The organism is Sphingobacterium sp. UBA1498 (assembly GCF_002325125.1).
GTDB lineage: Bacteria > Bacteroidota > Bacteroidia > Sphingobacteriales > Sphingobacteriaceae > Sphingobacterium.
The window spans coordinates 176,132-189,185 of record NZ_DCRG01000037.1; the positions used below are offsets into that span (position 1 = coordinate 176,132).

13 protein-coding genes are annotated in these 13,054 nt (G+C 37.9%); 10 read left to right on the plus strand and 3 right to left on the minus strand.

The features are described 5' to 3' along the window. Positions 1–26 precede the first annotated feature (26 nt). The 6 genes from B3139_RS20135 to B3139_RS20160 all read left to right on the plus strand — a co-directional run bounded on the left by B3139_RS20135 (position 27) and on the right by B3139_RS20160 (position 7,030). Entirely contained in the window at positions 27–1,037 is a 1,011-nt protein-coding gene (locus B3139_RS20135) for an inorganic phosphate transporter (RefSeq protein WP_209582091.1), read from the plus strand. A gap of 244 nt (positions 1,038–1,281) precedes the next feature. Beyond that, positions 1,282–2,670, plus strand: coding sequence for an OmpA family protein (locus B3139_RS20140; protein WP_293885291.1), 1,389 nt, complete (start codon positions 1,282–1,284; stop codon positions 2,668–2,670). A 181-nt stretch (positions 2,671–2,851) separates the two neighbouring features. Next, positions 2,852–4,264, plus strand: a complete 1,413-nt coding sequence (locus B3139_RS20145) for a tetratricopeptide repeat protein (protein WP_293885273.1) — start codon at positions 2,852–2,854, stop codon at positions 4,262–4,264. 98 nt (positions 4,265–4,362) lie between these two features. Next, a complete protein-coding gene (locus B3139_RS20150) occupies positions 4,363–5,109 on the plus strand; it encodes a shikimate dehydrogenase family protein (RefSeq protein ID WP_293885274.1) in 747 nt (248 codons plus the stop codon). 44 nt (positions 5,110–5,153) lie between these two features. After that, positions 5,154–5,795, plus strand: a complete 642-nt coding sequence (locus tag B3139_RS20155) for an MBL fold metallo-hydrolase (RefSeq protein WP_293885276.1) — start codon at positions 5,154–5,156, stop codon at positions 5,793–5,795. A gap of 5 nt (positions 5,796–5,800) precedes the next feature. Continuing rightward, positions 5,801–7,030 (plus strand): FtsX-like permease family protein, encoded by a 1,230-nt coding sequence (locus B3139_RS20160; protein WP_293885277.1) that lies wholly within the window; start codon positions 5,801–5,803, stop codon positions 7,028–7,030. Here B3139_RS20160 and B3139_RS20165 read toward each other — a convergent pair. Continuing rightward, positions 7,027–7,674 carry a hypothetical protein gene (locus tag B3139_RS20165; RefSeq protein ID WP_293885279.1) on the minus strand — a complete coding sequence of 216 codons (648 nt, stop codon included), beginning with the start codon at positions 7,672–7,674 and terminating at the stop codon, positions 7,027–7,029. The genes B3139_RS20160 and B3139_RS20165 overlap by 4 nt on opposite strands. A gap of 57 nt (positions 7,675–7,731) precedes the next feature. Next, a complete protein-coding gene (locus B3139_RS20170) occupies positions 7,732–8,007 on the minus strand; it encodes a NifU family protein (RefSeq protein ID WP_209582127.1) in 276 nt (91 codons plus the stop codon). Between the two features lie 242 nt (positions 8,008–8,249). Between B3139_RS20170 and B3139_RS20175 the strand changes: the two genes are divergently transcribed. The 3 genes from B3139_RS20175 to coaBC are packed head-to-tail and all read left to right on the plus strand — an operon-like array spanning position 8,250 to position 10,699. Continuing rightward, positions 8,250–9,179, plus strand: a complete 930-nt coding sequence (locus B3139_RS20175) for an outer membrane protein assembly factor BamD (RefSeq protein WP_209582102.1) — start codon at positions 8,250–8,252, stop codon at positions 9,177–9,179. Next, complete coding sequence (locus tag B3139_RS20180; RefSeq protein WP_075990346.1) at positions 9,163–9,492, plus strand: DNA-directed RNA polymerase subunit omega; 330 nt, start codon at positions 9,163–9,165, stop codon at positions 9,490–9,492. The genes B3139_RS20175 and B3139_RS20180 overlap by 17 nt, the downstream gene beginning before the upstream one ends. Before the next feature lie 10 nt (positions 9,493–9,502). Beyond that, entirely contained in the window at positions 9,503–10,699 is a 1,197-nt protein-coding gene (gene coaBC, locus B3139_RS20185) for a bifunctional phosphopantothenoylcysteine decarboxylase/phosphopantothenate--cysteine ligase CoaBC (protein WP_293885282.1), read from the plus strand. Positions 10,700–10,759: 60 nt separating this feature from the next. Here coaBC and B3139_RS20190 read toward each other — a convergent pair whose 3' ends face one another. Continuing rightward, positions 10,760–12,127, minus strand: a complete 1,368-nt coding sequence (locus B3139_RS20190) for a methyltransferase RsmF C-terminal domain-like protein (RefSeq protein WP_293885284.1) — start codon at positions 12,125–12,127, stop codon at positions 10,760–10,762. Positions 12,128–12,215: 88 nt separating this feature from the next. Here B3139_RS20190 and B3139_RS20195 point away from each other — a divergent pair, with 88 nt between their 5' ends. Then, on the plus strand, positions 12,216–12,602 hold the full coding sequence (locus B3139_RS20195; protein ID WP_209582119.1) for an SRPBCC domain-containing protein: 387 nt from the start codon (positions 12,216–12,218) through the stop codon (positions 12,600–12,602). Positions 12,603–13,054: the final 452 nt, after the last annotated feature.

Here is a 13,054-nt window from a genome sequence, read left to right on the forward strand (position 1 = left end):
TAAGTGCACAAAAATTCTACGAGATTATGATGTCAACATTACTCGTTGTTGTGATTGTCCTTGCAATTGCTTTTGACTACATCAATGGATTCCATGATGCAGCCAATTCCATTGCGACAGTTGTATCAACAAAAGTTTTAACGCCAGCAATGGCTGTTTTATGGGCTGCAATATTCAACTTTGCCGCTTACTTCTACTTTACAGACCATAAGGTAGCCAATACCATTGCAAAAACAGTATTGGAAGAATACATTACATTAGAAGTAATTTTCGCGGGTTTATTAGCAGCAATTGGCTGGAACTTGTTTACCTGGTATTACGGAGTACCATCAAGTTCTTCACACACGCTTATCGGGGGATTTGCGGGATCCGGTATGGCATATGCATTTATTCTGGGCGCAGATCCAATTCATGCTATCAATATTGACGCTACATTAAAAATTATTGCTTTTATCGTGCTCGCTCCGATCATAGGTATGACGATGTCGGTCATCATTACATTAATTGTGATTAATCTGGCGAAAAACTCCAGACCAAGTGTGGCCGAAAAATGGTTTAAAATATTACAGCTTGTTTCTTCTGCAGCGCTAAGTTTTGCACACGGAGGTAACGACGCTCAGAAAGTCATGGGAATTATCCTGGTCGCCATGGTAGCGGGTGGCTATGTCCCAACGACTGAACACATGCCCGAGTGGATTCCATTAACTTGTTACGCGGCTATTGCAGCCGGAACGATGAGTGGTGGATGGAAAATAGTTAAAACAATGGGAACCAAAATCACGAAAGTTACACCATTGGAAGGAGTTTGTGCTGAATCAGCGGGAGCGGTAACATTAGGTATTACAGAACATTTTGGAATTCCGGCCTCTACCACACATACCATTACCGGTGCAATCATAGGTGTTGGTGTCGTTAAACGTGTTTCTGCAGTACGCTGGGGAGTTACAATCAGTTTGTTATGGGCTTGGATATTAACTATTCCGGTTTCAGCTTTATTAGGTGGATTGTCGCTCTTGATCGTACATTATTTGCTTTAGAAAAAAAAACCTTAATTTTTTTCTTAAACGTATTGAAACAAAACAAAAATTTGGTACTTTCGTAGCGGATTTTTGTTTTGTTGTTTCACATTAAATCCTTAATTTAGTACAAAATATAGCGGAAACAAAATATTTAACATAACTTTAAGACTTTGGCACGGCAATTGTACTGTTCCAAAGTGTTAATACAAGATAATTAAGTTTGAAAACAATTAAAATTAATAATAACCTTAAAAACAAGAGTATGAACTATTCTACAATTAAAAAAACAGCTGTTGCTGCTACATTAGTTGCCGCTTTAGGTTTTGCTGGTACAGCGCAAGCTCAACAAGTATTCGGTGGTAGATCACAATACAGAACTTGGTCTATCGGAGTGCAAGGTGGTATTACTACACCAAACACAATTCTTCCTGGATCAAATGCTTTTGGACAAAAAGTAGGTTACTTCCAAAACAAAGTTGGTGAATACTACGGATTAACTATTCGTAAACAATTCTCACACACATTTGGTTTAGAATTAGAAGCAAACCGTGGTAAGATTAAAACTTACAATCACGATCAATCTGGACCTATTGCAGAAAATTCTTTGGGTGCAAAATCAGTACAAACTGACGTAAACTGGGCAGCTAGCTTGAACGGTGTATTCCAATTGGGTACTATTGATTTCTTGAGAAGAGAAAATGCAGTTAATTTCTATGCCAAAGTGGGTTTAGGAGTATTAGCAAATAATCCTATTCAATTTGCGAATAATGACTTCACAGGTACAGAGGTATACAATGTAGCTAACAATCCTGATGGTCAGAAATGGGGATCGAGTATCTTTGGAGATCGCGAACGCAAAGGTGACCGTGATAACAAATTAACAGCTTTCGTTCCAGTAGGTGTTGGTGCTAAATTTAAATTATCTGAAGTAGTTGCGTTGAACTTAGGTTACACGATGAACTTCACTGATGATAACTTATTGTATGGTCCAGCTCGTACAGATTATAAAGGTAAATTCTCTACAGTAATGGCTGGTTTAGAATTCACTCTAGGTTCAAGAGACAAACAAAACTTGACTTTTGCTAACCCAGTTGCTACAATGTACGATGAGTTGAAAGATCCTTCATTGAGAAACGAAGTTGAAGCATTAAAACAACGTGTAAGCACTTTAGAAGGTACAGTTAACACATTAAGCGCTGATGCTGATGGTGACGGTGTATCTGATAAATTTGATAAATGCCCTGGAACTCCAGCTGGTACTCCAGTAGATGGTTCAGGATGTCCAATCAAATTCCCAGAGCCAGTTGTTAGCTCTACTACTTCTAACGGTTACTATGCTCCAATTCAATTCGAATTTGATAGCTCAGTATTGAAAACTTCATCTTACTCTACATTAGACAAATTGGCTAAAGAGTTACGTGATAACAATGCATCTGTACAATTAGATGGTTATGCATCGGCTGAAGGTTCTGAAGCTTATAACATGACTTTATCTAAAGACCGTGCTAACTCTGTAAAACAATATTTAGTAAATGCTGGTGTTTCTTCATCAAGCATCACTGCTAACGGTTACGGAGAGAAAAACCCAGTTGCATCTAATGCTACTGAAGAAGGTCGCGTTCAAAACCGTCGCGTTGAGATCAAAAAATAATTGTATACAATATATACCATTATAGTAAAAGCCGGCTTTATAGCCGGCTTTTTCATTTTACACGTATTTATCCTTAACTTTGTGAACGATATCCGATTTGTGGAAAATTAGTTCCATCAAATTAGATAAGAAATTAGTATTTTGAATTAAAGAACAGGATACTGATTTTAAACTTTTGAGAATGGAAGAGGATTTTGAATTTGAGAACCCCGAAGAAAGAAAAATCTCGGTGGACAGATATGAGGAAATGCTTCGAAACGAGGATCAGTATTTTTTTGACTCCAAAGCTTTTGAAGGAATTATTGATTACTACGCAGAAAAAAATGATCCTGTAAAGGCGCTACAGGTCGCCGAATTCGCAATCAGCCAGCATCCCTTTGATATTACATTTCTATTGAAACAAGCGCAACTGTTTTCAACGATTCAGCAATATCAGAATGCGCTCGCTGCATTGGATAAAGCGGAACTATTAGAAGCCTCCGAAGGAGATATATTTTTGATCCGTGGTGGTATACTAGGAAGCATTGGAAAATTCGATGATGCCTTGGAACAGCTGTTTAAAGCTCTTCCTCTGTTGGACAACAAGGATGAGGTGTATTTCCATATTGCGATGATATTTCAGGCCCAAATGAATTATGATAAAGCTATAATTTATCTAAAAAAGGCTCTTGAACTCAATATGGATTACCAAGAAGCACTTTATGAACTGGCTTATTGTTATGACGTATTAGATAGACAGGAAGAAAGTATCTCCTTTTATAAGAAATACATAGATTCAGACCCTTACTCTTACTACGCGTGGTATAACTTAGGAAATTCATACCATAAGATCAGCCGGTTTGAAGAAGCTTTGGACGCCTATGACTATGCGATATTGATCAAGGATGATTTTTCTTCAGCTTATTTCAATAAGGGAAATGCTCTCGTCAATTTAGATCGCTACCAAGAAGCATTGGATGTTTACAAGCAAACATTTGAATATGAGCAACCCAGTGCTGATACCTATTGCGCAATAGGTGAATGTTATGAAAAACTGGAGCAGATGGAAGAGGCTCGAAACTATTATAAAAAGGCAGTCAAATTAGATGCGGAACTTGCGGATGCCTGGTTTGGCATTGGGGTTACCCTAGATTTCGAAGAACGTTACTTTGAATCGCTGCACTTTTATAAAAAAGCATTGGAATTGGAGGATACAAATCCAGATTACTGGTTTGCCATCGCCGATGCACGATATAAATTACAGCAAATAGACCTAGCAGAGGAAGCCTATAAAAGAGTCGTTAGCTTGAATCCAACGGATATTGATGCATGGCTGGATTATTCCTCAATTCTATTTGAACAAAGTAAAATTGAAGAAGCTATTGATGTGATTTCCGATGCTATCACACAGAATCCGAATGCGGCAGAGTTATACTACCGGATCGTTGCATATCTATTCGCCAATGGACAGTATAACGACGCACTGAACTTTTTGGAACTTGGATTAGCAACTGATCCGGAGAAGTATCACATCCTTTTTGATTATCTCCCACAGCTTCAAGGAAATCAGATTATCACTGAAATTGTAAAAAAATATACAAAGCCGAAAGATTAATATAATATAGGCACTTTATCCGGTCATCGCCAAAGGATGACCGGATATCAAAATTGAAGCGCCATTCATATTCCAACAACCTAATTTTCCCACTTTAAATGAAAAAACTAGGGCTAATAGGATACCCATTAGGGCATTCTTTTTCAAAAAAATATTATTTAGAAAAATTCCGCCAAGAGCAAATAACCGATGTCGATTATGACTTGTACCCCATCCCTCAGATAGCTGATTTTTCAAAAATTGCCTCCAACAAAGATTTCTATGGTGTGAATGTGACCATTCCCTATAAAATTGAAGTTATGGATTATTTGGACGAGCTTTCGGAAGAGGCCAGCGCAATTCAAGCTGTCAACTGTATTCGAATTAGCCATACAGCAGATGGCGCAACGCAGCTAAAAGGCTACAATACGGATGCTTATGGCTTTGAGGCGTCAATAAGGCCGCTAATTAATCCCCAAGTAGATAAAAAGGCCTTAATTTTAGGTAATGGCGGTGCTGCAAAGGCAGTAATTTATGCGCTGAATCGACTTGGAATAATGCATTCTCTAGTGAGCAGAACCAAGGGCGCAGACCAGTTGACTTATGATGAATTGGATGCTGCTATCCTAGCAGACCATACGGTGATTATTAACTGTTCACCTGTTGGTACTTTTCCCCATACAGAACAATCGCCAAAAATCCCTTACGAATTTCTAAATGAGAACCATCTTTGTTATGATCTCATTTACAACCCCGAGGAAACTACATTTCTACAAAAAAGTAAACAAATGGGAGCCAGAATCAAAAATGGATATGAAATGTTGGTCCTTCAAGCGGAAAAGAATTGGGAAATTTGGAATAGTTAATCTTTCCATAGTAAGAAATCAATAAAATCTGTAATTTTACCTCTATGCTTACGATCAAATCATTTATTTTCAATCCATATCAGGAAAATACTTACCTACTATACAACGAGTCAGGAAATGCAATTATCATTGATCCGGGCATGTATGGCGAGCACGAGCAGCAAGAAGTAGTAAGTTTTGTCGCCGACAATAAACTTCAGCCTAAACTTCTATTAAATACACATTGCCATATTGACCATGTTTTAGGAAATAGTTTTGTTCATGAAAGATATGGATTGTTGCCACAGTTTCATGAAGGAGAAGTACCTATTTTAGTAGCCGTTCAGAATTATGCCCCTCAAATGGGCATCCGATATGACATCTCCCCAATTGGAGAGACATTTTTAAATGACGGCGATACCATTTACTTGGAGAATGACGAACTAGAAGTCATTCTGGCGCCGGGTCATTCTCCAGCTCATATTTGTTTCTATTCTGCTCATCAAAAATTTCTGATTGGAGGAGATGTACTCTTCCGCAACAGCATAGGTAGGACGGATCTTCCAGGAGGCAATCACCAACAGCTTTTAGATAGTATAAAATCAAAACTTTATACTTTGCCCGATGATACCGTTGTATATCCTGGGCACGGGCCGTCCACAACGATTGGCTTTGAAAAAAATTCCAATCCCTTTATTCGACAATAAGAGTCATGAATCTGCCTTTTCTATTTGCTAAAAGATATCTTTTTTCCAAGAAATCTGTCAACGCCATTAATATTATTTCATCCATTAGTGTAATCGGTGTAATGGTAAGTAGTGCTGCATTGATTATATTGCTTTCCTCCTTCAATGGAATGGAGCAACTTATTTTGTCTATGTACAGTAAGTTTGCTCCAGAACTCAAGATAGAACCCTCCAAAGGAAAACTTTTCGATACAAAAATTGCTGCTTTTGATGAATTAAGAACAGACCCCAATGTGATTCATTACACTGAAGTTCTACAAGAAAAGGTATTACTGCAATATTCAAATAGACAATTTATTGCCAATATAAAGGGAATTGAGCCGCAATCTCTGAGTAAAACAACCGGAGACAGTATTATTGTAGACGGTCAATATCAGCTTACACACGATTCTATTAATCTGGCCATTCTTGGCGCAAGTGTGCAGGCCAACCTTGGCATTCCATTACAAAAATCTACTGAGCAGATTCAAGTATATTCCCCGAGAAAAGGGGTAAAGAATTCATCAAACCCTGCTGAGGAGTTCAATATACGGTCGATTACGCCAGGCGCTGTATTGCGTTACCAACAAGATTTCGACAATTTGATCATTACTCCAATCTCATTCGCCCAAGAAGTTCTAGGAGAGTATCAGCGTGTTTCATCAATCGAGTTTTATCTAAAAGATGGCGTAGATATCAATGCGTTCGAGCGGGTATTACAACAGAAAATCGGGCCTGATTATATCGTAAAGAATAGAGAAGAACAAAACCCAACGTTATATAAAAATGTTCGCGTAGAACGATGGGTCGTTTTCTTTATATTGACCTTGATTAGTGTTATTGCCATATTTAACATTGTAGGTTCACTAACGATGCTTGTACTAGACAAACAAAAGGATATGACGATTCTGAAAGGCCTTGGCGGTGATAATGAACTGATTCAACGCATCTTTTTTTATGAAGGCCTTATGATAGCTTTCATAGGTTGTTTGTTAGGGCTATTGATAGGCGCTATATTTAACTATATCCAATCAACTTATGGAATTATTCGTGTAGAAGATGGTGCAAATACGATTATTGACAGTTACCCTATGGTAAGTCAATGGAGCGATTACCTTTTGGTATTTGTAACGGTAACTGGAATTTCTGCGCTCGTTTCTTATTTTTCTGCTAAAATAAGCGTAAAAGAATTAAGCAAATTAAAGACAACAAATTAATAATTTGAAGTTTTTCGGCTCTTACTCCCCTTAGTAATCTGCTGGATTAAATTGCCCCAAGCAAAAGGATTTAACAACGGATTAGCATATCGTTGATTGATGACCTTATTATTCATCGTATTGAAGCTCTGTGCATTGTTAATTGATCGCATTTCGTTTCCATCACGCGGTATTACTGCAGCCATTGCAGCTAAAGATTCATAAGATAAGGATCTTCTTACTCTCACAATATTATCTTCGGAAACGTCGAGGTTCATAAAAGCAATATTGAACTCTTCGATACTTGCCCAAGGGTATGGGGTAACCATCGGTAGTTCCGTAACGAGATTTTGCATAACGATATTTGCAGTATACTTGTCTCCCTTAACTTCAGGAATAGTGACCACTAAAGGATCAAATCCCACAGATGTAAAACGAATGGTATCTCCGACATGGGCTACAAAAGAAAAGTAACCTTCATTATTTGCGGCAAAAGCTTCATTTCTAAAAGATAAATTGGTGACTGTTGCATAACCTACTGGAAGCCCGGATCCAACGGTTGTGACAATACCGGAATATTGAACAATCTTCCTTTCCTGAGCATGTGATGCGGAAAAGAAAAAAGTTAAAAAGACAATAAGAAATATTGAAACCAGCAACTTCATAGAACAAATTTAAACAAAAGTAGCCGAACTAGCCGTTAAATTGTGTTAAGAGCACAACTAATTAACAGGGGGTAGAGTCGCTTCAGGAGAGTCGGGATCCGTTAAATTAATTGCCTCAACAGCGGTAATTTCAGGAACAGCCTTCCTTATTGCCTGCTCTAAACCAGCTTTGAAGGTCATGATGCTCATTGAACATGAAGCACATGCTCCCAATAATTTTAAACGCACGACATTATCCGCTGTAATCTCTTCGACACTCACATTTCCGCCATCAGTTTCCAAATATGGTCTCAAGGTATCTAATGCTTGCTCAACTTTTTCTTTTAATGTCATACTCTTAATGCTATTCAATGATTGTAATATGTAAAGATAGTCAAATATTTTAAAATGTATATTCTTAGGCCTAACTACCCCCACAAAAACAACAAGTATATGACAATATTTTCATCTTACGCTCTTCGTCGAGTTAAAGTATGTTAATAAGAAATCTTGTTTTTGCGATCAAAAAATTATTAAACTATATTGCGCAATAAAATTTAATTGATTAGTATAACAAATTCACTTATCTTTGTAAAATGTTTTTAAATAGGCGTATAGCGGCTATCTGTGCCGGCATGATGTTTCTATTGGTATTTACTGGCTGTAAGAGTAAATTTGAGAAATTGCGCGCAAGCAATAATATCGCTCAAAAATACGAAGAGGCTGTAAAACTTTATGAAAAAAAGAAATATACCAAGGCGTTAGTTTTGTTTGATGACTTGCGGACGAAATTCCGCGGACAAGCTGAAGCAGAAAATATTTACTATTATTTGGCATTTGCCAACTACCGTCTGAAAGATTATACGTCAGCTGCATTTCACTTTAAAGATTTTGCTGATGTATATCCCAATAGTGCAAGAGCTGAAGAATGTAGGTTTATGCATGCTTATTGCTATTACTTGGATTCTCCAAGATCAACATTGGACCAAGCAAATACACGAAAGGCAATTGACGCATTACAGCTCTTTGTTAATCTTTATCCCGAATCCGAGCGATCTAAAGAAGCTTCCGATCTTATTCAGAAATTAAGAGATAAGCTAGAGCTTAAAGCTTTTGCCAATGCAAGACTGTATTACGACATGGGCCTTAATGATGATTATAGGGCGGCGGTCATTGCTTTGCAAAATGTCCTAAAAGAATACCCTGATACAAAATATGCAGAAGAAATTGAGTTTTTGACATTAAAGGCTCAATACATCTATGCATCCAAAAGTATCTTCCTGAAACAAGAAAGTAGATTTGATGAAGCTTTGGATTATTACCGTAACTTCGCAAGTAATTTTCCAAACAGCAAACATATGAAAGAGGCAGAATCTCTTCGGGAGAATTCTGAAAAAGGCATTAAAACTGCACTCTCCCAAGTGAAAGAGTATAATAAGGCTCTTGCAGAACAGGAAGTATATATCAAAGAACAAAAGGCGAAAAAAGAACAAGAAAATACCCAAAAAGATGAGTCAAAAAAATAATAATTCAATTCCAAATTCTACAGTTACACGTGACTTGAGACAATTGGACAAAGGCACTGACAATCTCTATGAATCTATTGTAGTTATTTCTAAACGCGCGAACCAAATTGCAGTAGATATTAAAGAAGAATTGAACGGAAAACTTGCAGAGTTTGCAAGTAATAACGATAACTTGGAAGAGGTATTCGAAAACCGCGAGCAAATAGAGATTTCAAAACATTATGAGCGTATGCCAAAGCCTACTTTGGTTGCAATCGATGAATTTTTACACGATAAAGTGTATTACAGAAATCCCTCGAAGGAGCAGGACTAATCCTTAAAAAATGGCTTTAGCTGGGAAAAATATTGTAATTGCTGTATGCGGCAGTATTGCCGCATACAAGATTGCATCCCTCATCCGCATGTTGATAAAAGCAGATGCCCAGATTAACGTTATTATGTCAAAAGAAGCCACGGCCTTTATCACCCCGCTTACGCTTTCTACACTTTCCAAAAAACCAGTGCTTATCGATTATTACCAGCCAAATACTGGGGAATGGAATAATCATGTCGAAATTGCGCTATCTGCTGATTACATTTTAGTCGCTCCTGCAACAGCAAATACCATTTCCAAAATGGCCACTGGATTGTGCGATAACTTGCTAACAGCCGTATATCTATCAGCGAAATGTCCAGTGCTATTCGCTCCGGCGATGGATTTAGATATGTGGAAACATCCCTCTACACAATCTAATATCAAAAAGCTAAGTTCTTACGGCAATATCTTAATTCCTCCGGGAAACGGGGAATTAGCTAGTGGATTAATAGGTGAAGGGCGCATGGCTGAGCCGGAAGAAATACTGGATTTTTTAGTTAAATTTTCAGAGCGAGCGCTCCCTTTATCCGGAAAGAAGGCGTTAGTATCTGCTGGCCCTACTTATGAAGCTATAGACCCAGTCCGCTTTATTGGGAATCATTCAAGTGGAAAAATGGGGTATGCCATCGCTGCGCAGCTCAAAGAACTTGGAGCGGATGTCACGCTTGTTTCAGGACCTAGCGCCCTGAAAAGTCCTGAAGGTGTTCTCAAAATTTCAGTGACCTCAGCAGCAGAAATGTTAAGTGCTTGTGAAGAACACTTCCAAGCGGCGGATATTGTTGTGATGAGCGCTGCTGTCGCAGACTACACTCCCATCAATGTAGCCACTCAAAAAATAAAAAAGAAAGAAAATGAATTCTCTATTGAGCTGAAGAAAACAGTAGATATTTTGGCTACTTTAGGAGCTAAAAAGAATGAGCAACAACTGCTCATTGGATTTGCTTTGGAAACCAATAATGAACTGGAAAATGCCAAAGATAAATTGATTCGAAAAAACCTAGATTTTATCGTTCTCAATTCGATGCAGGATAAAGGAGCAGGCTTTGCGACCGACACTAATAAGGTTACTATAATTGAACGATCAGGTAATATCCATGAGTTTAGCCTAAAATCGAAAGAGGAAGTTGCCGAAGATATTTGTTCAATTATCGTCAGCCTTTCTTAGGGAAAACTTTTATAAGAAAGCACGCCCGAAATGCTATTCGTACAAATCTACAAGCAGATCTTATAAATTTACAATGCGAAGTTCTTTGGGGTAATAGTTATTGATTCGGTTAGGTAATACCTTCATCCAGCCCAATCGTTGGCCTTTAAACCTTGCTATTGTCCACCCTTGAATATCATCAGCAAATGTATCTGCAACGATATTCTCCTTTCTAAGGTAGTTTCGCGCGTCCTCAAGCGATAAGTCTACCGTCTTATACTCTACTGCTAAATAATTACTCAAAGCCAATGCATGGCTCGGTATTAGCTCTTTCCTATTGACCTTTCCGACATTAATTCCTGCATTCTTAAGATAGAGTACATTTTGAAGATATTTTAAATCGTTTTCGTACATTTTTGGAAAAACATATACATCTTCATGATGAAGGAAGGTGTGCAAACTATCACTATTTGAAATCCAATCATTTAAAATCCCTTTGGGCACATCTGACTTTTCGGGTTTAATTCTTTTTCTATTGAACGTTTCCTGTTCACCAACTTTGTTAAGAACAGCAATAAAAAAACCCTCCCCCCCTAATTTATGTGGATAAAATCGATAGCCGTGTCCGCGATGCTTTACAGAAAATGTATGATCAATTCCCCAATTATCTTCAACGTTTATTTCAACAGATTCAAAATCGCCGCTATCCAATAGCCAATCAACGATGTCTTCATTTTCCTCTGATGAATAAGAACAGGTCGAATAGAACAGATAGCCCCCCTCTTTCAAGGCGGTCAAACTTTCAGCCAAAATACGTTGTTGCCTTTCACTACAAAGTTTCACATTAGCTTCAGACCACTCCTCTATGGCATCGGCATCTTTTCTAAACATACCAGATCCAGAGCAAGGTGCATCGACTACCATTAAATCGAAATATCCAGGAAGACGATTAAAGGCAGCAGGATCGTTATTTGTTGTTACAGTGTTAGCATTTCCCCATTTCATTAAATTATCCTGCAAAATTGTAACCCTAGCCTTAATAATTTCATTGGCAACCAAGAGCGAATCGGGATGGAGGCTGCTGTTTAATAACGTAGACTTTCCGCCGGGGGCTCCACATAAATCCAACGCCCGAACAGCATGTAGATTTAGCTTCAAACGTTGAATAATATAATCTATAAACATGGAAGAAGCATCTTGTGGATAGTAAGCACCAGCATGAAATAGAGGATCTAATGTAAACACTGGACGATCTTGGAGATAATAAGCTGCATTACACCAGGGCACTTTACCCTTATTGTCAAATGGACATTCTTCCAATTTATTTGGATTAAGGCGTATTGCCGTAGCCCGAATCCCCTCCTCATGTACTTTTATAAATGCGTCTTTATCAAATAACGGATTCACTCCTAATTTTTTCACTAAAGCATTCGGCAGAAAATTACTCATGTTGTCCTTATAGTTTGCGATAAAATTAAGATAAATAAAAATGAAGTCAAAATAAGTGGTAAATTACAAGAAAGCGTAACTTTGCATTATGAAAGAATTCAAGAAATATGCTATTATTCCTGCAACTCCAGAGGAGCTGTATCTCGCATTAACGACTGAAATTACGGCTCGTCTATGGACAGGTGATCTGGTGTCCATAGACGCCACTGTCAATGGAGAATTCTCTTTATGGGACGGAGCTATTACTGGCCGGTTCTTGGAACTACAACCTTCGACAAAAATTGTACAGGAATGGTATTTTGGAGAAACAGACACTCCGTCTATTGTTACACTAAAACTGCATGAACATAAAAGAGGAACGTCCCTCGAAATTAGACAGACAAATATACCCGATGAAGACTTTGAAAACATCTCCGACGGTTGGGAAGATCCTTATATATCGTCATTAATTGATTTTTATACGGAGGAAGGGTAAACTTCCATCCCCCACAATATCTTTTATTAGGTTATTGGCGTTATAAATGACGCCAATAATCTAGTAAACTAAATATCCCCAGCGATTTCCGCTCCAGCTTTTTTTAATAACCTGACTTCATTGTATCTTTTTATATAATCTAAAAACAATTTGTAGCTATATTTTCGCTCAAGTAAAACTTCCTGTAATATGTTAGGTCATCTTTTATTAATGCTGATCATGATTTTGGCCCTTTGTTTCACATCATGCCCTAAAATATCTTTCACGACATCATTCAATTATCTCTCCCGAAGAGCGTTTAATTGCTTATATCCACTTAATGTACTTATTTTAGAAAAAGGTATAATTATACATGCTGTTGCTGCAATCCATGTGGCCCGGAGCGGGTAAGAATGGGAACGGAACATCGCCGATGGACCAGCCGCATCTATGGCCACGGAGGTAGTTAAACG

Excerpts from the sequence above, each read along its gene's own strand:
- B3139_RS20135 (WP_209582091.1), top strand. The coding sequence starts at position 27 with ATGATGTCAACATTACTCGTTGTTGTGATTGTCCTTGCAATTGCTTTT.
- B3139_RS20140 (WP_293885291.1), top strand. The coding sequence starts at position 1,282 with ATGAACTATTCTACAATTAAAAAAACAGCTGTTGCTGCTACATTAGTT.
- B3139_RS20145 (WP_293885273.1), top strand. The coding sequence starts at position 2,852 with ATGGAAGAGGATTTTGAATTTGAGAACCCCGAAGAAAGAAAAATCTCG.
- B3139_RS20150 (WP_293885274.1), top strand. The coding sequence starts at position 4,363 with ATGAAAAAACTAGGGCTAATAGGATACCCATTAGGGCATTCTTTTTCA.
- B3139_RS20155 (WP_293885276.1), top strand. The coding sequence starts at position 5,154 with ATGCTTACGATCAAATCATTTATTTTCAATCCATATCAGGAAAATACT.
- B3139_RS20160 (WP_293885277.1), top strand. The coding sequence starts at position 5,801 with ATGAATCTGCCTTTTCTATTTGCTAAAAGATATCTTTTTTCCAAGAAA.
- B3139_RS20165 (WP_293885279.1), bottom strand. The coding sequence starts at position 7,674 with ATGAAGTTGCTGGTTTCAATATTTCTTATTGTCTTTTTAACTTTTTTC.
- B3139_RS20170 (WP_209582127.1), bottom strand. The coding sequence starts at position 8,007 with ATGACATTAAAAGAAAAAGTTGAGCAAGCATTAGATACCTTGAGACCA.
- B3139_RS20175 (WP_209582102.1), top strand. The coding sequence starts at position 8,250 with ATGTTTTTAAATAGGCGTATAGCGGCTATCTGTGCCGGCATGATGTTT.
- B3139_RS20180 (WP_075990346.1), top strand. The coding sequence starts at position 9,163 with ATGAGTCAAAAAAATAATAATTCAATTCCAAATTCTACAGTTACACGT.
- coaBC (WP_293885282.1), top strand. The coding sequence starts at position 9,503 with ATGGCTTTAGCTGGGAAAAATATTGTAATTGCTGTATGCGGCAGTATT.
- B3139_RS20190 (WP_293885284.1), bottom strand. The coding sequence starts at position 12,127 with ATGAGTAATTTTCTGCCGAATGCTTTAGTGAAAAAATTAGGAGTGAAT.
- B3139_RS20195 (WP_209582119.1), top strand. The coding sequence starts at position 12,216 with ATGAAAGAATTCAAGAAATATGCTATTATTCCTGCAACTCCAGAGGAG.